Source organism: Komagataeibacter ossonobensis, from assembly GCF_057359305.1.
The window spans coordinates 81001-100670 of sequence record NZ_JBXAYQ010000004.1; the positions used below are offsets into that span (position 1 = coordinate 81001).

Consider the following 19670-nt stretch of genomic DNA (forward strand, 5'->3'; position numbering starts at 1 on the left):
CATGGCCGTGGCCCGACCCTGCGGGGCCGGGCCACCCACGCCACCTTTTCCCAAAGAGCGGAGTCCATTCCCATGTTGCAAGATCCCATCAAGACGCAGCTCAAGGGTTATCTGGCCAGCCTTGCGCACCCGATCGTGCTGGAGGCCAGTCTGGATGACACCCCCAAATCGCGTGAGATGCATGAACTCCTGCATGAGGTCGCCGCCCTTTCGGACAAGGTGCAGGTGTCCGAGACAGGGCAGGCCACCCGGCGGCCCAGTTTCGTCATCCGCCGTGATGGCGCGAAAACGGGGGTGACGTTCGCCGCCATTCCGCTGGGGCATGAATTCACCTCCTTCGTGCTGGCGATGCTGCAGGTCGGTGGTCACGCGCCAAAGATCCCCGATGATGTGGCCGCCCAGATCCGCGCCCTGCCGGGACCATACAATTTCGAAACCTATGTCGCCCTGTCGTGCCAGAACTGCCCCGATGTGGTGCAGGCACTCAATGCGATGTGCGTGCTGAACCCCAACATCCATAACGTCACGATCGACGGGGCGCTGTTCCCTGATGAAGTCGCGGCGCGCAACATCATGTCCGTGCCGCAGGTTTACCTGAATGGTGAACTGTTCGAGACGGGACGCATGGAAATCGAACAGATCCTGGCGAAACTGGATGCTGACGCCCCGCGCCGGGCCGCGGAAAAGCTGAAGGATGTCGCGCCGTTTGATGTCCTGATTATCGGGGAAGGCCCCGCTGGCGCATCGGCTGCGGTCTATGCCGCGCGCAAGGGGTTGCGTACGGGATTGCTGGGCGACCGCTTTGGCGGGCAGGTCATGGATACCGCCGGGATCGAGAATTTCATCTCCATTCCCGAAACCGATGGCCCGAAGCTGGCGGCGGCGCTGGAGGCGCATGTCCGGCAGTATGATGTGGACATCATTCCCGGCCAGCGTGCCAAGGAACTGTTCCCCGCCACCCAGCCCGGCGGCCTGCATGGCGTGGTGCTGGAAAGTGGCGCGATCCTGCATTCCCGCACGGTCATACTGGCTACTGGCGCACACTGGCGGCATCTGGGCGTACCGGGTGAGGAGGAATACCGCAACAGGGGCGTCGCCTACTGCCCGCATTGCGATGGCCCCTTCTACAAGGGCAAGCGCGTGGCCGTGGCGGGCGGTGGCAATAGCGGGGTGGAAGCGGCCATCGATCTGGCCGGTATCGTGGCTCACGTGACGTTGCTGCAGCGCGGATCACACCTGAAGGCGGACAAGGTATTGCAGGACAAGCTGCATACGCTGTCCAATGTCACGGTCCTGACCGAGGCCCTGACCACACGGATCGAAGGCAATGATCATAATGTGACCGGCCTGACCTATCGCGGTGGCGATGGTGCGGACCACCATATTGATCTGGAGGGCGTGTTCGTGCAGATCGGCCTGCTGCCCAACACGGGCTGGCTGAAGGGCACGCTGAAACTGAACGACTTTGGGGAAATCATGGTCAATGACCATGGCGCCACCTCGATCCCCGGTGTATTTGCGGCGGGCGATGCAACAACCACACCTTACAAGCAGATCGTCATTGCCATAGGCGAAGGCGCGAAGGCTGCGCTATCTGCCTTTGATTACCTGATCCGTGTACCCGCGCCTGCACCGGAAAAGCTGGTTACGGCCTGACATCTGGCCCATCTGCAGGGTAATGAAAGTTTTTGGGCGCCGCCTTTTTGAAAAAAGGCGGCGTTCTTCGAAGCTCTTTGAAAAACGCTTCACCAGAAACTTCTTTATGGTTTGTCAGGTATTGACATGTGCAGATGCCACGCAACCCGGACGCCTTCATGCCGTTCTGCACGCACAGGCGGCATGAAGGCGGCGTTGGCCGGTTAGGGTGCAACGCCCCGCATGGACCACGCCTGTTGCCTCAAGATCCGGATGGAGACAGGCCAATGGCGTACAAGACAGTCAATCCGTTTACCAATGAGACCATTGCAACATTCCCCGACCTGACGGACACGGAACTGGCGCAGAAGCTGGACCGCGCCCAGGCAACGTACAGGGAATGGTCAAAACTGCCCTTTGCCAGACGCGCGGCCATTGTAGGCAAGGCCGCCGATCTGCTGCGCACGCAGAAAGACAGGTATGCCCGCCTGCTGACGCTGGAAATGGGCAAGCTGTACCGTGAAAGTCTGGCGGAAGTCGAACTGTCCGCCGATATCCTGCAATATTATGCCGATAATGCCGAAACCTTCCTTGCCCCGCAGAAGCTGAAGGAAAAAAGCGGGCGCGGGGATCAGGCCATGGTGGTCAGCCAGCCACTGGGCATCCTGTTCGCCATCGAGCCATGGAACTTCCCCTATTACCAGCTGGCCCGCGTGGTGGGACCACAGTTCATGGCGGGCAATGTGGTGGTGGTGAAGCATGCGTCCAACGTGCCGCAGGCGGCGGCCGCGTTTGAACAGTTGTTCCGTGATGCCGGTGCCCCCGAAGGGCTTTATACCAACCTGTACGCCACCCGCGACCAGTTGGGCAGGATCATTGCCGATGACCGCGTGATTGGCGTCGCCCTGACCGGTAGCGAGGGGGCAGGGGCCATCGTGGCGTCACAGGCAGGCAAGGCGCTGAAAAAGACCACCATGGAACTGGGCGGTAGTGACGCCTTCATCGTGCTGGAAGATGCTGACCTTGAAAAATCCGTGAAATGGGCGGTCTGGGGGCGCATGAACAACGGTGGCCAGTGCTGTGTTGCGGCCAAGCGCATTATTGTGGCCGACCCGATTGCCGATGCCTTTCTGGACCGGTTTGCGACCGAACTGGGCAAACTCGTCCCCGGGGACCCGATGGATGAAAAAAGCGGTGTCCCGCCCCTGTCATCGCAGGGGGCGGCCGATCAGTTGAATGAACAGGTGGAACTGGCGGTCAAGAACGGTGCCAAGGTCATGCGCGTCGGCCCCACGCCCCCCAACCGGGGCGCGTTCGTACAGACCAGCATCCTGACCGATATTACGCCCGATAACCCGGTTTTCCATCAGGAACTGTTCGGGCCGGTCGCCATGTTCTTCCGTGTGCGCGATGAAGATGAGGCCATAGCCCTGGCCAATGACAACCCGTACGGGCTGGGCGGTTCGGTTTTTACGTCGGATACGGCGCGTGGTATCCGGGTGGCGGAACAGATCGAGACGGGCATGGTCTATGTCAACCATCCCACATGGACGACATCCGACCTGCCCTTTGGCGGGGTCAAGCGGTCGGGGTTCGGGCGTGAACTGTCCTCCATGGGCATACAGGAATTCGTCAATAAGAAACTGATTGACGTCGTGCCGATTGATGCTGGTCCGTAAACCGGTTGAAAGAAGTTTTTGGTCAGGCTTTTTTCAAAAAGCTTCAGGTAACGCCGCCTTTTTGGAAAAAGGCGGCACCCAAGGACTTTTTATTTTCGAACGGTCTTTTATGCAGTCAAAAACACACTACGACGGGTTGGCCGGGGCCGCCGGTTCGCGTGCGGTATCACTGGTCGGCGCCGTCGTGGGGGATTGCGGGGCAAGTTGCGAAGTCCGTGTATCGGGCCGGTCCATTTTTGCAATGGCGGTCCGGGCGGGCAGCCATCCCCCTTCAAACCCGGCGCGTTCCAGCCCGGCGCGGATATAGGGGTTGCGCTTCATCACGTTCCACACCAGACCGCTGCGCCAGTTTTCGATCATGAGCAGGATCGGACCCTGATCGATGCCCAGATATTCCCGATCGGTCCAGAAGGTCTGCCCGTTGCGGAAACTGGGGTTGAACGCGTCCACGAAACCGTAACGTCCATAAATATTCTGTCCGTACCGGTTTTTCATGTTCCGCAGCGTCGGCAGCACGATTTCAGGTGCGAATGCAATGGATCCGGCAGCGGCGGTGGGGGCTATGGTGCCATCATCCTGCGTATAGTCGCGGCCCGCGCCACGGGCGGAATAGGACAGGAAATGCCGTGACTGCCCATCAATCTGACGGGTCACGTCACCGGGACCGTCACAGGCGGTCAGGCCCCACATCGTTGCACTGTAATCCTGCCACTTGCCGGGATTGGCAATGGCATAGGCCCGCTGGGCATAGACGGCACGCCGGCTGTTTTCAAAGTAATCGATCTGCTTTTCCCGCGCCCATGCGTCCTGCATGCCGCGGAAATCGATCCACGCATGGGTGTACTGGTGGCCGAACAGCGGCGCGAAATTCAGGAAGGTCTGGCCATAATAATCGCCCCAGCGCTGGTTGTTGGTGGCCAGCCACGCCTGCCACGATACGGGCGCCAGCGCATGGGTGGGGGAACCAAGGCCCAGGATATAGGCCATCATCCCCTCGCTATAGCCTTCCCAGTAGCTGGGGATGAAGCCGTGTTCGGGACTCCATCCCATGCTCAGCCGGTTGTCGGGGCGGGTCATCCACTGCCAGTTGACGCGTTTGTACAGCTGGTCCGCCAGGTTGCGGATCTCGGTTTCGCGTGGTGTGGAGCGATCGTAGTAGGACTGGGCGAACAGCACGCCCTGCATCAGAAGTGCGGTGTCAATGCTGGACAGTTCGATATCGTGATTGAACCGCAGGCCCGTCCCCTTGTTGAGGAAGTGGTAGTAAAACCCCTGATAACCCATCGCCCCGTCTGCCGTATCATTCTGCGGTCCATCCAGAAGGTCGTGCAGGGTGGCCAGCGTCCGCGTTATGGCCTGCGTGCGGGTGATATAGCCCCGGCTGGCCCCGATACCATAGGCCGTCAGCCCGAAGCCGATGGAGGCCACGCTGCTCAATGTCTGCGGTGACGGATAACGGTCAGGCACCAGCCCCGTTTTTGCATCCCCCGCATCCCAGAACCAGCGGAAGGTCCGGCGTTCCAGATCATCCACAAGGGCACTATCCGCCTCACCGGGGGATACATGGGGAACGGACGGGCTTGCTGCCGCGTGGCCTGCACCATTATCGACAGCATATGCGGACAGGCCGGGAGAAGATACGGCAAGTATCAGGGCTGACAGGAAGGCACGTGCGTGTCTTCCCCTTGGTCCAGAATGCAAGACTCAGTCTCCCGCCCGTGGCCGTTCAGCCCTTATGAATTCAGATCAGGACGGTGGCAATATCCACGCAGGCGCAAACAGGGGGAAGTTTCATTGCGAAGTGTAACTTCTGCCTATGTAAAAAAGACTGTTTAAAAATAAATCATTGATAAATAAAAATAAAAGTTTTTTGGTGCCGCCTTTTTCCCCAAAAGGCGGCGTTTCCTAACGCGTTTTGAAAAAAGCTTCACGAAAAACTTTCTTATGATTGCAGGGCGTTCCTGATCTGCCTGTTTCAAATATCCTCTTAAGACCGGCGCGATGCGTTTCTTAACGCCCCGCCGTGCGGGCTGCCGCGGGCGGCGGGGCAGGGGATTCCCAGCCAAGGCCAAGCGCCTTCTGCACGGCAATGTAGTCATTGGTCATGCTGGCCTGCGCCTGTGCCTGTTCCTGTTCGATCTGGACGCGCTGGCGTTCCACATCCAGCGCGTCAATGACCGACAGGGTGCCCGCGCGCTGGCGTTGCCGTGCCAATGTCCATGACCGGTCCGACGCCCCGCGCGCATCCTGCAGTTTCAGTACATACTGGCGCTGGTGGCCATAGCGCGACAGCGCGCCTTCCGCATCCTGCAGCGCCGACAGGACAACCCCCTGGTAATGCGCAAGGGCCGCGTCACGACCGCCTTTTGCCTCACCAACGCGCGAATTGGTGCGGGCGAAGTTCAGGATGCTCCATTCCAGTGTCGGCCCGCCCATGTAGGAAAAGCTGTCGCCCGAAAAGAAACGCTGCCCGTTGGCGGCGGTGAAGCCAACCGTGCCGAACAGGCTGATCTTGGGAAAATATTGCCCGATGGCCTGACCGATCTGGGCATTGTTGGCGGCAATGTCACGTTCGGCCACGCGTATGTCGGGACGTCTGCGCAACAGGTCGGCGGGATTGCCCACGGGAACCACCGCAGGGGGCAGGGGAATGGGGACGGGTGTGGACAATTGTGCATCAAGCTGTCCCGCCTCGCGCCCAGTCAGGGTGGCCAGCGCGTCCATATACCCGGCCTGCTGGGCCTGCATCGGGGCAATGGCGGCCTGAACCTGTGACAGCTGGCCTGAAAAGCGTTCCACATCTTCCTGTGACGCCGTGCCCTGCATGCGGCGCTGGCGGGTCAGGTCCAGCATGTTCTGCTCGATTTCAATGGTCCGCTGCATGAGCGCAAGCCGGTGCTGCACACCGCGCAGGCTGACGTAATTACGTCCCACATCCGCCGCCAGCCGGACCCGGGTATCGGCCATCTGCGCCATCTGGGCCTCGCTTTGCGCGCGTGCGCCCTCATACCCGCGCCGGTTGCCGCCAAAGGGGTCGATTTCCCAGCTGGCGTCAAAACCTGCGCCATAGGAATCCGACTTGATGGCAGGCGGCAGCGACATGGCATCCGGTTGCCCGCTGCCGCCAAGGACGGATGTGATATCCCCCGTCGGCAGGCGCGTACGATCCCAGAACGCGGCCATGCCGCCACCGGGGAAGAACCCGGCAAAGCGTTCACGCTGGGTCGCACGCGCGGTATGCAGCCGTGCCGCCGCCTGTTTCATGTCGGGGCTGTTGCGCAGCGCGGTGGTGACCAGATCCGTCAGCACCGGGTCGTTCAATCCTTCCCACCAGTGCGACAGCGGGGCCTGCGCGGTAGTCAGCGCGGGATCGGCGCGGTGGAAGGTGGCTGCGTGTTCCGCCACGGGGGCCACATGCGGCGGTCCCTTGTAATCGGGGCCTACGGAACACGCCGCAAGCACCGTGACCAGGGCAGCGCCGGCCACAAGATGGCGGGCGTGACGAAGCGGAAGGAAAGGGGTCATGTCTGTCATCCCACCGTCATGCCGGTGTCTTTGGGCATTGGCTTGATAAGGAAAACAAGCGGCATCATCACCAGCAGGGCGATGCCGAATATCCAGAACAGGTCGCCATAGGTCATGACGGTCGCCTGCCGGGTAATCAGCGCGCTGAGGCGCGCCAGCCCGTAATGCTGCACGAATTCCTGCCCCAGCGCGGAATTGGCGGTGACCGTTTCCTCGATACGGGCGGTATGCAGGTCCATCCTGCGGTCATGCAGGGTAGCCACCGCCGCCAGCCCGAACGAACCGCCAAGGTTACGCGCTGCATTGAACAGGCCGGATGCATCTTCAGCATACTGTATGGGCACAGCGCTGGTCGCCGCCTGATTGAGGAACAGCAGCGAGAAGAACTGCGCAAAGCCACGCACCACCTGTGACCAGAAAAAATGCGGCCCCGCGCTGTCCGGTGACAGATGCGCGTTCATGAAACAGCTGACGACATACAGGAACATGCCAAACGCGATGGCCAGCCGGATATCCAGCTTGCGCACCAGAATGGGAAATACCGCCAGCATAAGCAGGGTGGGAATGCCGCTTATGGCCGCCACGACGCCCGACTGTTCGGAATTGTAGTCGGGGACGCCGGCAAGGAACTGCGGGATCAGGTACAGGATGCCATACAGCGCGCCACCCACCCCGAGGCTGAGGACAAACACCCCGAAAAAGCTTTTCTGCAACAGGATTTTCAGGTGAATGACCGGCTGGCGTGAACGGAACTGCCCGATGACCAGCAGGATCATGCCAATGGCGGACATGATGCTGAGTTCACGGATCATGTCGGATTCAAACCAGCGTTCACGCTGCCCTTCCTCCAGCACCACCGTAAGACCGCCCAGCCCCAGTACCAGCCCCGCCAGTCCGTAATAATCGGTATTGCGGAATTCGCCCCAGTCAATTTTACCCGCAGGCAGGCCGACAAACAGCAGGATGCCCAGCCCGATACTGATGGGCAGGTTGAGGAAGAAGGCATAATGCCAGCTGAGGTTTTCCGTCAGCCACCCGCCAATGACCGGCCCGATCACCGGCCCAAGGACGGCGGTCATGCCAAACAGGGCAATGCCCACCGGGCGCTGGGCTGGCGGCAGGCGTGTCGCCACGATGGTCATGGCGGTGGGGATCATGGCCCCGCCGGTAAAGCCCTGTCCCACGCGGCCAATGATCATATGCATGAGGTTGGGCGACAGCCCGCACCACATGGAAAAGATGGTGAACAGCACGGCTGCGATCAGCAGGAAATTGCGCAGCTTGAATATGCGTTCGAACCATCCGGCCAGCGGGATCATGACGATTTCAGCCACAAGGTAGGCCGTGGTGACCCATGTGCCCTCGCTGCTCGACGCCCCGATTTCGCCCTGGATGGTGGGCAGGGCCGAATTGACGATGGAGGTATCCAGCGTCGCCATCAGCGCACCAATGGTGCCCGCCGCTACCGCCAGCCATGCCGCCGCGTCCGCTTTCTGCGGGACGGCGGCGGGGCTGCCATCATCTGGTGGCTGAATGCTCACGACCCGTTACCGGTGGGGGCGGGGTCATTGACGGCTACGGATGTATCAACCGCCGCCGTGACCGACAGGCCGGGGATCAGCACCACGCGTTGTGCCGCATCGGGCTGGATATGGATGCGCACTGGCACGCGCTGCACCACCTTGGTGAAATTGCCGGTCGCGTTGTCAGGCGGCAGCAGGGCGAACTGCGCGCCCGTGCCCGGCGCGAAGCTTTCGACCGTGCCGTGTATTGTCTCACCGCCCAGCGCATCGACCGATACCCGGACCGGCTGGCCTGCGCGCATGCGGCGGATCTGCGTTTCCTTGAAATTGGCCACCAGATAGATGTCCTGCACCGGCACGATGGTCATCATGTGCGTGCCAACGGCGGCATACTGCCCCACGCGCGCACTGCGGTCGCCCACGCGCCCGTCCACTGCGGCGCGGATGGTGGTGGCGTCCAGATCCACCTGCGCGGAACGCTGCTGGGCAATGGCCTGTTCAATACGGGCTTGTGCCTGCAGGATTTCCGCGCGGAAGGTGGCGATCTGCAACTGGGCCGATTTCAGGGCGGCGGTGGCCTGCGCCAGCTGGGCATGGGCCTGTGCGCTGCTGTTGCGCAGCTGGTCGTAATGTTCGTTCGTTTCCGCCCCCGTGGCGGCCAGCGTACGGTAGCGGGCAACCTGCCGGTCGGCAAAATCGACCTGGGCCTGCGCTGCATCGCGCCGGGCCTGCGCCTGTGCGATTTCGGCATCCTGCGCATCGATCTGGGCCTTGGTCTGGATGATCGCGGCATTGCCCTGATCGGCCAGCGCGCGGGCCTGTTCAAAACGGGCGCGGGGGTCGCGTTCATCCATGCGTACCAGCACCTGTCCCTTCGTCACCGGCTGGTTTTCGGCCACCAGCACCTGATCGACAAAGCCCGCCACGCGGGTGGACACCGTGACCTGATCGGCCTGCAGGTACGCATCATTGGTGGACTGGATGAAGCGCCCATGCAGCCACCACTGGACCAGCCACGCCACGAATGCGACCACGGCAACACCGGCAATGCATGCCACAACCAGCTTGCGTATCGCAGCCTTGCGCGGGTCAGCCGGTTTTTTCGTATCGGGTTGTGGCGCGCCGGACGAGGCAGGCTGGCCTGAGGGGGACGGGTCGGTCGGTGAAGTATCAGGCATGCGCCACCATATATGGAACGGTTCGGTACGGTTTTGTTAGGTGGACAATTCCGCGTGGTCAAGCCACATATGGCCGCACAGTTGCGGCAAAACATGTTGGAAACGGGAAAGCTGTAATGTCGACCATGCTGGGCAAGCCGCGCCGTTCAGGCCGCCCGACGCCCGAGGATTCTGCCCGGCTGGACCGCTACCTGCTGGACGTGGCGGGCAGGCTGTTCATCGCCAATGGTTACGCCGGGACATCAATGGGGCAGATCGCGCGTGCGGCGGGGGCCAGCAAGCAGACGATCTATCACCGCTATGCCTCCAAGGAAGCCCTGTTCAAGGCGGTCATCACGCATCTCAGCGCCTCATTGCTGGAAACGGATACGGAAGCCTCCCTGCTTGATCCGTTGCAGGCGCTGAAGGAAGTCTGCCGGATGCTGCTTGATTTCATCATGCGGGACAACGTGATCGCCACGTACCGCATGATGATCGCGGATGGCTATCGCTATCCCGGCCTGATCGACCATGCCATGGATGAAATCGTCGCCCCTTTTCACGGTCGGATCACGACACTGCTGACCGCCGCCGTGGCGGCAGGGCAGATCCGCAGTGGCACCGATAACGAAAACACATCCCGCCTGCTGACCGGGATCATGACCGGATGGCCGATCCAGCAGCGCCTGCTGGGGCTTTACCCCCTGCACGACATGGCGGCACGCGCCGCGTTTCTGGAGGCGGCATGGTCCATGTTCCTGCGCGGGGTGGCAGATTGAGGGGCCGGATACAGCGCATCCGGCCCGGCAGGATCAAGCTGTAATGTGCCGCTGACGCCTGAAACATGCCGGAACAGGGCGTGAACCCAGATGCAGCAGGGGAAAAAGTCACCCCATCAGCCAAACCGGAAACCTGACAGCGCCTTGCCCATGACGGTATCGCTGTAATCACGCACGCCCCGGTCCGTCCCGGCCGCACCCGCGGCGAACATGAGCGGCAGCAGGTGTTCGGGCCGGGGGTGGCAGATCCGTGCGCCCGGTGCGTGGGTCCATTGCGTCAGGGCTTCGGTCCGTATGTCCGGCGGGGATTCCACCGCATGGGTCAGCCATGTGTCGAACTCCTGCGATACGGTGTTTGATTGCGGGTTCTGTGCCATAAGGTGATGCAGGTTATGATACGTCATGCCCGTACCCACGATCAGTACGTTCTGTGCGCGCAGCGTCTGCAATGCCGCCCCGGTCCGTATTTCCATCGCGGCGTTCAGGTTGCGTTGCAGCGACAGTTCGACAATCGGGATATCCGCCTGCGGAAATGCCAGCATGAACGGTATGAACACGCCATGGTCAAATCCCCGTTCCGGATCCTGCGCGCTGGTGATGCCCGCCCTGTCCAGCAGGGCGCACACCTGTGCCGCAAGCCGGGGGGAACCCGGCGCGGGATAACGTAGCTGGTATGTATGGGGCGGAAAGCCGGAATAATCATAGATCAGTGGTGGGTGCGCGCCGGATGTCACCGTGGGCATTCCCGTTTCCCAATGGCTGGACATGACCACGATCCCGTCAGGACGCCGGGGCAGGGTGGCAGCCACCCCACGCAGGTAGGCTGCCATATGGTCCCATGTATCTGGCCAGTCCATGAAGAAGCATGGCCCCCCGCCATGGGGTAGGAACAGGACCGGCTGCCGTGGCCGTGCCGTATCAGTCTGGGGGCCGGGTTGCTGTTCCATGCCGGTTATTTCCCTGTCGTGGTCATGAGAAGCTGTTTGAAAACAATGAATTGTTAAAAACTATAAAAGTTTTCGGACGCCATCTTTTTTCAAAAAGGCGGCGTGTTTCGAAGCGTTCCGAAAAAAGCCCGTCACAAACTTCCTTATGATCTGTTCATTCCTACCGTATCGGAATCAACGCCTTGCTGGCGGGTACGTTACGGGAAATAGGTGTGGGTGTGCCAGCTGTTGCGTGACCGGCGGAGGGGACTGCCGGGCTGTCCGGAAGGACATTTTTGGATATTTCCCGAAACACCGTCTTTTTGGAAAATCAGATCTGAAAACATCCTGCAATCATAAGAAAGTTTCTGGTGAAGCTTTTTTCAGAAAGCGTCTTATTTTTTAAAACGGTCTTTCAGAATTTTATCTGGAACATGGACATGACCGCATGAAAATGTTCGGCAGACGGCGTGCGCGTGACCTGCCCGTATTCATACTGCACGGTCGTGCGGATGATACCCGTGGGCCACCAGTTCACGGCCAGTGACCCGGTCTGCTGGTCGCCGCCATGTATGGGGCCGGATTCAAGATCGACCTGTGAATAGCGGGCCGCGATTTCCAGCACGCCATAGCCGTTACACAGCACGCTCTGTTTCCTGTCGCATGACGGCGCGGAAAACGCCGCCGTGCGTCCCTTCCATTCCCTCTGCTTTCCATTGATGGTGTAGCCAAGCTGTCCGTACCACCCGTGAAAGCGTAACTGCTCGCTATCGTTATGGATGTGGCTGTTCAGCAGGATGTCATAGGCCTCGCCCTGAAACAGCAGTCTTTTCCATGACACGGCTGCCTCCACCCCGAAGGCCCCCCCGCTGTCAGACAGGATCTTTCCTGTATCGAGGTATTTTGAAACCGTCCCCGGATTGATTTCCGGGTTGTCGGACAATGACAGCGCGGGGGCGGCGTTGCGTGCGGAAGCCGGGCGGAAGACCCATTCCCCCGAAAATCCCAGATGGAACAGCACGGAGCGCGTGCGCACCGGCAGGCCGACAAGGCGGAAGGCCATGGCGCGCTGGTTGCCGTTTTCGCCCGGCCCCGCAGTGCCTGCGGTGGCAGACAGGGCGAAATGGTAGCGTTTCCCGTATGCTTCCGCCTGCACCGCCTGCCGTTCGATACCCGTGGCCAGGTTGCGCGTCAGGGTGGAGATGCTGGAACGTTCGATAAAGACGGTATCGCCCTGCGCCTGCATGGATTCAAGGCCGAAGCTGGGCTTGAAAATCCCTGCCGTGAATACGAAATGCTGCAGCCCGACATAGGAAACCTGACCTTCAAACAGGCGCATTGGCCCACCGGGCGCGGGACCGAAATCCCATATGGCCCCGATTTCAACCTGTTTGTGGATATTCAGCCGCACACCATTGCGCATGCGCGCGCCCCGTGCCCCCGTGCCCGGATGGGCGGGGGACGCATCGGCAAACCCGCCTACATCAAGCTGGTCCGTTGCATAGGGCTTTATGGTCACGCCATGCAGGTCAATGGTGGGTACGCTCTGCGCGTGGGTAGGGCCAGCGTATAGCAGCACGAAGGCACATAACGCGGACCCGGCTTGCAATCGGCATGACAAAGGGACGACATTCTCCACGCAACGCATCGGGGCGGATCCGCAGCCCCATAGCATGAACATGCGGGAGGGGAGGCGATCAAATATGTGCGGGTGGGTGTTGCCCATCGTGAAACAGGCGCGTGGGGACAGGCAGGTGGGCCGTTATGATTGCCCGGTTGATGTCGTCCGTGGGGCATGTGGGCGGGAGCGGCGTTCATCCGGGTGGTCTTTCGCGCGCATGACGCGGCCAAAGGCCGTCTGGCCAAAGTCACGGGTGTACGCGCCATCGGTCCATGCCGTCCGGCCCGCGACCATGACATGGCGCACGACGCCGGGTGGCCGGTTGATGACCTGACGGCAGCCGAATGCGCTGCGATAGACGAATTCATAGGTTTTTTCCGGATCCCACTGACGCAGGGCATCGGGGTCGATCACGCACAGATCCGCCTGCGCGCCCACCTTCAGCACACCTGCATTGAGGTTGAAAAAGCCAGCGGGCAGGCCGGTCAGGCGGTGGACGGCAGTCGCCACCTGCTGCGGCCCGTCAGGCTGGGCGATTTTCAGGGTCCGCAGGTTGCCGTCATAAAAGGCGATATTGGCCAGATGCGCGCCACTGTCATTGAACCCCGGCAGTGTATGGGGGTTGAACAGCAGTTTTTTCAGCGTGACCGGATTGCGGTTGGCAAAAGTCGTCTCCCATCGCAGGTCCGTATCCCATTGCCGCAGCAGGTGGATCAAGAAAGCGGCGTCATCCTCGATGGGATTGGGAAAGGTTGCGAAAAACGCGGCTTCTTCCGCATTGACCGCCCCATGGCGTCCCCCTGTCGCCTGCCACTGCCGCAGGCGGTGATAGGGATATTGCAGTGTTTCGCCCTGCCACAGGGGCAGGGGACATTCGGCCACCTTCATATCCGCCAGACGCCGGGTCAGCACCGTGTCCTCCAGCCGCAGCAGGCGCCGCAGCCTTGCAATCGACCATCCCGTCCTGCCCTTCAGCCACATTGCGCGGAAGGACGCGATCCATTGCGGGTCATCCAGAATACGCAGGCGTCCCGCCCGGTCATCCAGTTCCAGTTCATTCAGGGCGCGCAGTTCGGGTATTTCGTCCGCTATGGGGTTGATGGCCCCGTCGCTCCATATCCGGAACGTGCCCGACAGCACCTGAAAACGGAAGATCCCCTCCAGCAGCCGGGAATTGAGGATGGCGGACAGCATAAGGCACATCGTGACCGCGGCGCGATTGGTCCGCAGGTCGATTGCCGCCAGCACCGTGGTGCGCAGCGGACGACCGAACAGCCGCCCGCTGGTCAGCAGGAAGGTGCGTACCGCCTCGATGATATCATCCTTGGGCGGGGTTGCCTGCCATACGCGCCCGTAGCGGCGTACGACATTGGTCAGTTGCGCCAGTTCGCGGTAGCTGGCGTACTGGGTGGGGATCTTGCGTTTCTTGTGCGGGTTGTTGGCCAGGAAATGAAAGGGCAGGGCATCGGTGGAAAACCCTGCATAACCCTGCGCCATGCCTGCATCCACCAGACGTTCCATCTGCGCACGTTCGCGTTTGGTGGGGGGCCGGGTAATGGACTGCTGCAGTCCCATGACCGCAATGCGCAGCATGGAATGGGGAATGAGCGGGACGACATTGGCGCCAAGCTTCAGGCCGGAAAGATGGTCCAGATATCCCTGTGAATCCGTCCATGTGCAGGCATCCGCCACGCGGGCCAGCACGGGTTTTGGCATGTTTTCCACGCGGGCGAAGCAGTCCACGACGGGATCTTCCCCCGCGCTGCGCTGATGGCCATAGGTCACCCCGATGGAACAGTTGCCGATCACCACCGTGGTGGTGCCATGGCGCACCACTTCGGGCAGCTCGGGGGCCAGTTCCAGTTCAAGGTCCAGATGGGTATGGATATCCAGCAGCCCCGGCATCAGCCACTGGCCGGTGCAATCCACCTGTGTCGCGTTTTCATCCCACTCCAGCGATGGGCCGATTGCCGCGACCCGGCCATCAGATACGGCAACGTCGGAAATGACAGGATGGCTGCCCGTGCCGTCAAAAAAAAGCGCGTTGCGGTAAACGGTGTCGGGCACGCATGTCTCCCCATGTCGGAATGTGGGCACGGCAGGACCCATGCCATGGCGGGCCACGGGTGGCGTCCCGCACAGTCACGATAACAGCCGGGCAGGGGGAAAGGTTGCGTGTTACTGTGCGGGAAGCGGCACAAAATCATCCACCACCTGTCGTGTGCTCTGGTCATATCGCCGGTCAATGCGTATTCAGGCATCCCGCACGGACAGGCAGGAAGCGCAGGGTGAACCTATGCCGCATATACGGAACATGACATGGCGCCCCTGACACGGCTGTTTCCGCTATGGGCGATCCTTGTCTCGACCATGGCGATTATGGCGCCCGCGCCGTTCGTGGCATTGACGCCTGCCATCACGCCGTTGCTCGCCTTCATCATGTTCACCATGGGGGTGACGCTGACGGCGGGGGATTTCGTGCGCATCGCGCGCAGGCCGCAGCCTGTCATCGCCGGTGTCGTGCTGCACTATCTTGTCATGCCATTGGCCGCATGGGGGATTGTGCACATGCTGGGCATGCCGCCCATGATCACCACCGGCATGGTACTGGTGGGCTGTGTTTCCAGCGGTACGGCGTCCAATGTCATGATCTACCTGTCACGCGGGGATGTAGCACTGTCTGTCAGCATCAGCACGCTGTCCACGCTGGTCGGGATCGTGGCGACCCCGGTGCTGACACGGTTTTATGTCTCGGCCGGTGTCAGTGTCGATAGCTGGGGGCTGTTCCGCAGCATTGTCGAAATCGTGGCCCTGCCGGTCATGGGCGGGGTGGTGGTCAACACCGCCTGTCCCCGTCTGGTCCGGCGGGTTGAGCCGGTGCTGCCGCTGGTGGCCATGGTGTCGATCATGACGATCATCGGCAGCATCGTGGCGGGCGCGCGCCCGTCGCTTGCAGCAGTGGGGCCGCTGGTGCTGGTGGGGGTGGTGCTGCACAATGCGGTCGGGCTGCTGGGTGGGTACTGGGGTGGCCGCCTGCTGGGCTTTGACGAAAGCGTATGCCGCACGCTGGCGCTGGAGGTCGGCATGCAGAATTCCGGTCTGGCCGCGACATTGGGGCGGCTGTATTTCTCCCCGCTGGCGGCGCTGCCGGGGGCGGTATTTTCCGTATGGCACAACATATCGGGGTCAGTCCTTGCCGCGCTGTGGGCGGGGCGGCCCCCACGCGACGACCGCCCGTGACCCCATGCACCGTTACCATCACGGCGGCGGTGCATTACCAGGCGTGTGTAGCAACAAAAAAAGCGCGACGACCAGCAGGATGATCGGTAGCAGGCCAAGGCCGTTGAAGCCGGTTCCCCGCGGCCCGCCGTACCAGCCTGAGCGGTAACCATAGCCACCTCCGCCAATGGCGAAGATGATGAGGGCAATGATAAGAAGGGTCAGCATGGGATATACTCCGCTAGATGCCTGCTGATCCAACGGGCCATCACGGGGATGGTTCCTGTATGCGGGGGCGCATGTGCGGGGCGCGAAAGATCATTAAATAAAGCCGGTCAGGGCGGTCCGGAGATTATCATGTTACTGGATATGGCGGTTGCGCGTCCCGATATCCGGATGCCAGATTCCTTGATTTCCGCAGTTTTTTTACCAGTTTCAGGTCATAAGAAGTTTTTTGCAAAAAGCGTCAAAGACCGCGGCCTTGGAAAAGCAGCATCCAAAAGCTTTTATTGTTTTTTATTGATGAATTATTTCACAATGGTCTGCCCACTATCCCTGAACTGGATTTCATGTGGTTTCGCCCCATATCTTCCTGACTGGCCTGTATTATTCGTGCTGAGGTAATGGTGTGATCCCGTTTTCCGTCCTTGACCTGTCCCTTATTACGCGCGGTGGGAGCGCGGGCGATGCCTTCCGCAATACACTGGATCTGGCGCAACGGGCCGATGACCTCGGGTTCGCGCGCTACTGGCTGGCTGAACACCATGCCATGCCCGGCATTGCGTCTGCTGCCACGGGTATCCTGATCGGGCAGGTGGCGGCGGCGACAACGCGCATCCGTGTTGGCGCAGGTGGCGTCATGCTGCCCAATCATTCCCCGCTGGTAATCGTCGAACAGTTCGGCACGCTGGAAACCCTGTTTCCCGGCCGGATTGACCTTGGCCTTGGCCGTGCGCCAGGGGCGGACCAGCGCACGGCCCGCGCCCTGCGTCGTGACCCGCACGCGCCCGAACGCTTTGCGTCCGATGTGGTCGAACTGCTGCATTATTTTGAACCGGCCGATCCCATGGACACCCATATGGTCCACGCCATACCCGGCATGGGCCTGCGGGTGCCGGTATGGCTGCTGGGGTCATCGCTGTTTTCAGCGGTGCTGGCCGCACGGCTTGGCCTGCCCTATGCCTTTGCATCCCATTTCGCACCGGGACAGATGGCGGAGGCGATCAGTCTTTACCGTGCCCGGTTTGAACCCTCGGACCGTTGCCCCAGGCCCCACGTCATGCTGGGCGTGAACATCATCGCAGCGGACAGGGAAGAAGAAGGCGCGTTGCTGGCGACCTCCCTGCAACAGTATTTCATTGCCCTGCGCCGGGGACGGCCCATTGCCTTTCCCCCGCCGGTTGCGGATACCACCGGCCTGTGGTCGCCAGCGGAACAGGAGATGGTGGACCAGACCCTGTCATGTACGTTTGCGGGTTCAGTCCGGTCCATTACGCCACGGCTACGCGATTTCATTGCCCGGCATGAACCCGATGAACTTCTGGTTGCGCTGCCCATTCATGACCATGGGCTGCGGCGGCATGCCCTTGAACTGACCGCCGCCATGCAGGCCACGCTATCGTCGCATTTACACGTCAGCCCTTGAAGCATCCTTTAGGTTTAAAAGAAGTTTTTGGTAAGTATTATTTCAAAAAGCTTTGAAAGATGCTGCCTTTTTTAAAAAAGGCAGCATCCAAAAACTTTTATTTTCAAGTTCTTTTCAAACAGCCATCTGGTTTTAAAAGCCTGTTCAGATCACTGGCGTCAGCAATGGCCTGCCCGTAAAATGGGCAGCAAGATTTTCCACGACCAGCTTTCCCATTGCCAGACGGGTTTCCACCGTGGCACTGGCGCGGTGGGGCTGCAGGACGGTATGGGATGAGGTACGCAGCGCCTCGGGCACGTCGGGTTCATGTTCGAACACATCCAGTCCCGCGCCACCCAGTGTTCCATCCGCAAGGGCCGTGACAAGGGCAGCTTCATCCACTACCGACCCGCGCGCCACGTTGATCAGCACACCATCCGGACCCAGCGCATCAAGGACCTGCTGGTTGACCAGATGCCGTGACCCCGCCCCGCCGGAGGCCGCCACCACCAGCACATCGCTGTGGCGTGCAAGGGTCAGCAGTTCCGGGACGAACGTATAACCGGGCAGGTTCTTGTCACGGCGGTCGGTATAGGAAACCGGCATGCCGAATGCACTGGCGCGTGTCGCCACGGCCTGTCCCACATGGCCCATGCCCAGTATGCCCAGCCTGCGCCCCGATACCCTGTGGCCCAGCGGTGGCATGGGCCTGCTGCCCCATCCGCCATCACGTACGTAACGGTCCGCCGCCGGCAGGCCACGCAGCAGCGACAGCAGCAGGCCCATGGCCATGTCCGCCACGTCATCGGTCAGCACGCCCGGCGTGATGGTGACATGGATGCCGCGTCGCTTTGCTTCATTCAGGTCAACGGCGTCCGTACCAATGCCGTTGATGGCGATGATCTCAAGATGGGGCAGGGTGTCCATGACAGCGCGGGGCACGCCCGTGCCGCCACCGGTTGCAATGCCGCGTATCGATCCGGCGATTTTGTCCAACGGTTCACCCGCTGTCGGGCGATGGACGTTATAGGCCGCATCAAGCTGTTTCTCGATTTCAGGCATCATGGGTTCAAGCAGCAGGATATCGGGTTTCATGTCAGATCTTTCTTGCGGGCGGGACGGCGAGGGGGTCAGGCCAGGTGGGCACGTACCGACCCCAATGCGGGGAAACTGGCTTCGACATCCGTGCCATGTGCGACAAAAATGGTGCCGGTGGTGGAACCGGTTGTCACCACGCAGCCAGCATCAATGCCCATGCCGCGCCGGGCGGCATGATTGGCCAGCCAGACCAGCATGCGCAGCGGGTCGCCCGCCGCATTGCCACCGATATGATCCATCGCGACCTTGCCATCAATCCGCAGCACCACGCGTTCACGTACCGGGTCAAGCGTGCGCCACGTGGGGGTGCCGGGACCTACGATCATGGCGCCATGGCTCTGCTGGTCGGCGGCATGCAGCAGTTTATGCAGGGAGCCGGGCCGGGCGAAGCGGGTATCGAGGATCTCGATGACCGGATGGGCCGTGCCGATGGCGTCCAGCACCTCATCACGTGTCCATGGCGTGGACCTTGGGGGCAGAGCGCGGGCGAAACGGTAGCCGATTTCGGCCTCGACCCCCAGATGGCGGCAGGTATCCGCCGGGACGGTCGCGCCATCATTGAAAATGGTTGCGGTATGGATGGGTGCGCAGGCGGGTTCGGCGTCCGGGTCGGACGCGCCTACCTTCCAGCCGCCAACCGGGCCAAGTGACCGTCCCACCGTGTCCTGCACGGCGTAAGCTTCCGCCTCCGTGGCCGGTACCAAGGTTTCGTCCACGCTGGCGGGCGGGGACAACCGGCCGCACCGTATGGCAAGGAGCAGTTCAGGCAGGCTGGTGGTTGCAGGCATGGAAAGTGTGTCTCCCGATACGGTCATGGCCCCGGCACGATGGCACATTACACCTGCGCACGCCATGCCACGACCGGAGACTTGCCCCGTGGGGCC

16 protein-coding genes are annotated in these 19670 nt (G+C 61.3%); 6 read left to right on the forward strand and 10 right to left on the reverse strand.

The window, feature by feature from the left end; translation table 11 throughout:
- The first annotated feature begins 72 nt into the window (after window positions 1-72).
- A complete protein-coding gene (ahpF, locus tag AC1RQ9_RS05605) occupies window positions 73-1656 on the forward strand; it encodes an alkyl hydroperoxide reductase subunit F (RefSeq protein WP_485985933.1) in 1584 nt (527 codons plus the stop codon).
- Between the two features lie 266 nt (window positions 1657-1922).
- The gene (locus tag AC1RQ9_RS05610) at window positions 1923-3314 is read left to right on the forward strand and encodes an NAD-dependent succinate-semialdehyde dehydrogenase (protein WP_193731628.1); all 1392 of its coding nucleotides are present in this window, start codon (window positions 1923-1925) and stop codon (window positions 3312-3314) included.
- Between the two features lie 126 nt (window positions 3315-3440).
- Here the strand turns inward: AC1RQ9_RS05610 and AC1RQ9_RS05615 are convergent, their stop codons facing one another.
- The 4 genes from AC1RQ9_RS05615 to AC1RQ9_RS05630 all read right to left on the reverse strand — a co-directional run bounded on the left by AC1RQ9_RS05615 (window position 3441) and on the right by AC1RQ9_RS05630 (window position 9540).
- Window positions 3441-5015, reverse strand: coding sequence for a glucoamylase family protein (locus tag AC1RQ9_RS05615; RefSeq protein ID WP_485985934.1), 1575 nt, complete (start codon window positions 5013-5015; stop codon window positions 3441-3443).
- Between the two features lie 309 nt (window positions 5016-5324).
- Window positions 5325-6839 carry an efflux transporter outer membrane subunit gene (locus AC1RQ9_RS05620; RefSeq protein ID WP_485985935.1) on the reverse strand — a complete coding sequence of 505 codons (1515 nt, stop codon included), beginning with the start codon at window positions 6837-6839 and terminating at the stop codon, window positions 5325-5327.
- Between the two features lie 5 nt (window positions 6840-6844).
- The gene (locus AC1RQ9_RS05625; RefSeq protein WP_485985936.1) at window positions 6845-8380 is read right to left on the reverse strand and encodes an MDR family MFS transporter; all 1536 of its coding nucleotides are present in this window, start codon (window positions 8378-8380) and stop codon (window positions 6845-6847) included.
- Window positions 8377-9540, reverse strand: coding sequence for an HlyD family secretion protein (locus AC1RQ9_RS05630; RefSeq protein WP_485985937.1), 1164 nt, complete (start codon window positions 9538-9540; stop codon window positions 8377-8379). The genes AC1RQ9_RS05625 and AC1RQ9_RS05630 overlap by 4 nt, the downstream gene beginning before the upstream one ends.
- Before the next feature lie 116 nt (window positions 9541-9656).
- Between AC1RQ9_RS05630 and AC1RQ9_RS05635 the strand changes: the two genes are divergently transcribed.
- Window positions 9657-10298, forward strand: a complete 642-nt coding sequence (locus tag AC1RQ9_RS05635; RefSeq protein ID WP_485985938.1) for a TetR/AcrR family transcriptional regulator — start codon at window positions 9657-9659, stop codon at window positions 10296-10298.
- A gap of 116 nt (window positions 10299-10414) precedes the next feature.
- On the opposite strand, the gene AC1RQ9_RS05640 is transcribed toward AC1RQ9_RS05635, so the two are convergent.
- From AC1RQ9_RS05640 to AC1RQ9_RS05650, 3 genes are all read right to left on the reverse strand, one after another.
- Entirely contained in the window at window positions 10415-11245 is an 831-nt protein-coding gene (locus AC1RQ9_RS05640; RefSeq protein ID WP_485985939.1) for a DODA-type extradiol aromatic ring-opening family dioxygenase, read from the reverse strand.
- Between the two features lie 394 nt (window positions 11246-11639).
- Complete coding sequence (locus AC1RQ9_RS05645; protein ID WP_485985940.1) at window positions 11640-12803, reverse strand: OprO/OprP family phosphate-selective porin; 1164 nt, start codon at window positions 12801-12803, stop codon at window positions 11640-11642.
- A 183-nt stretch (window positions 12804-12986) separates the two neighbouring features.
- Window positions 12987-14912, reverse strand: a complete 1926-nt coding sequence (locus AC1RQ9_RS05650; RefSeq protein ID WP_485985942.1) for an N-acyl-D-amino-acid deacylase family protein — start codon at window positions 14910-14912, stop codon at window positions 12987-12989.
- Between the two features lie 252 nt (window positions 14913-15164).
- On the opposite strand from AC1RQ9_RS05650, the gene panS reads away from it, so the two are divergent.
- Complete coding sequence (panS, locus tag AC1RQ9_RS05655) at window positions 15165-16085, forward strand: ketopantoate/pantoate/pantothenate transporter PanS (RefSeq protein WP_485985943.1); 921 nt, start codon at window positions 15165-15167, stop codon at window positions 16083-16085.
- An 18-nt stretch (window positions 16086-16103) separates the two neighbouring features.
- Here the strand turns inward: panS and AC1RQ9_RS05660 are convergent, their stop codons facing one another.
- Window positions 16104-16292: a hypothetical protein gene (locus AC1RQ9_RS05660; protein ID WP_010508502.1), complete on the reverse strand. Its 189-nt coding sequence runs from the start codon at window positions 16290-16292 to the stop codon at window positions 16104-16106.
- Between the two features lie 129 nt (window positions 16293-16421).
- Here AC1RQ9_RS05660 and AC1RQ9_RS05665 point away from each other — a divergent pair, with 129 nt between their 5' ends.
- Window positions 16422-16688 (forward strand): hypothetical protein, encoded by a 267-nt coding sequence (locus AC1RQ9_RS05665; RefSeq protein ID WP_485985944.1) that lies wholly within the window; start codon window positions 16422-16424, stop codon window positions 16686-16688.
- Between the two features lie 4 nt (window positions 16689-16692).
- Entirely contained in the window at window positions 16693-17709 is a 1017-nt protein-coding gene (locus AC1RQ9_RS05670; protein ID WP_485985945.1) for an LLM class flavin-dependent oxidoreductase, read from the forward strand.
- Between the two features lie 144 nt (window positions 17710-17853).
- Here AC1RQ9_RS05670 and AC1RQ9_RS05675 read toward each other — a convergent pair whose 3' ends face one another.
- Both AC1RQ9_RS05675 and AC1RQ9_RS05680 read right to left on the reverse strand, forming a co-directional pair.
- Window positions 17854-18783: a 2-hydroxyacid dehydrogenase gene (locus tag AC1RQ9_RS05675; RefSeq protein ID WP_485985946.1), complete on the reverse strand. Its 930-nt coding sequence runs from the start codon at window positions 18781-18783 to the stop codon at window positions 17854-17856.
- Window positions 18784-18818: 35 nt separating this feature from the next.
- Complete coding sequence (locus tag AC1RQ9_RS05680) at window positions 18819-19622, reverse strand: 2-keto-4-pentenoate hydratase (RefSeq protein ID WP_485985947.1); 804 nt, start codon at window positions 19620-19622, stop codon at window positions 18819-18821.
- Window positions 19623-19670: the final 48 nt, after the last annotated feature.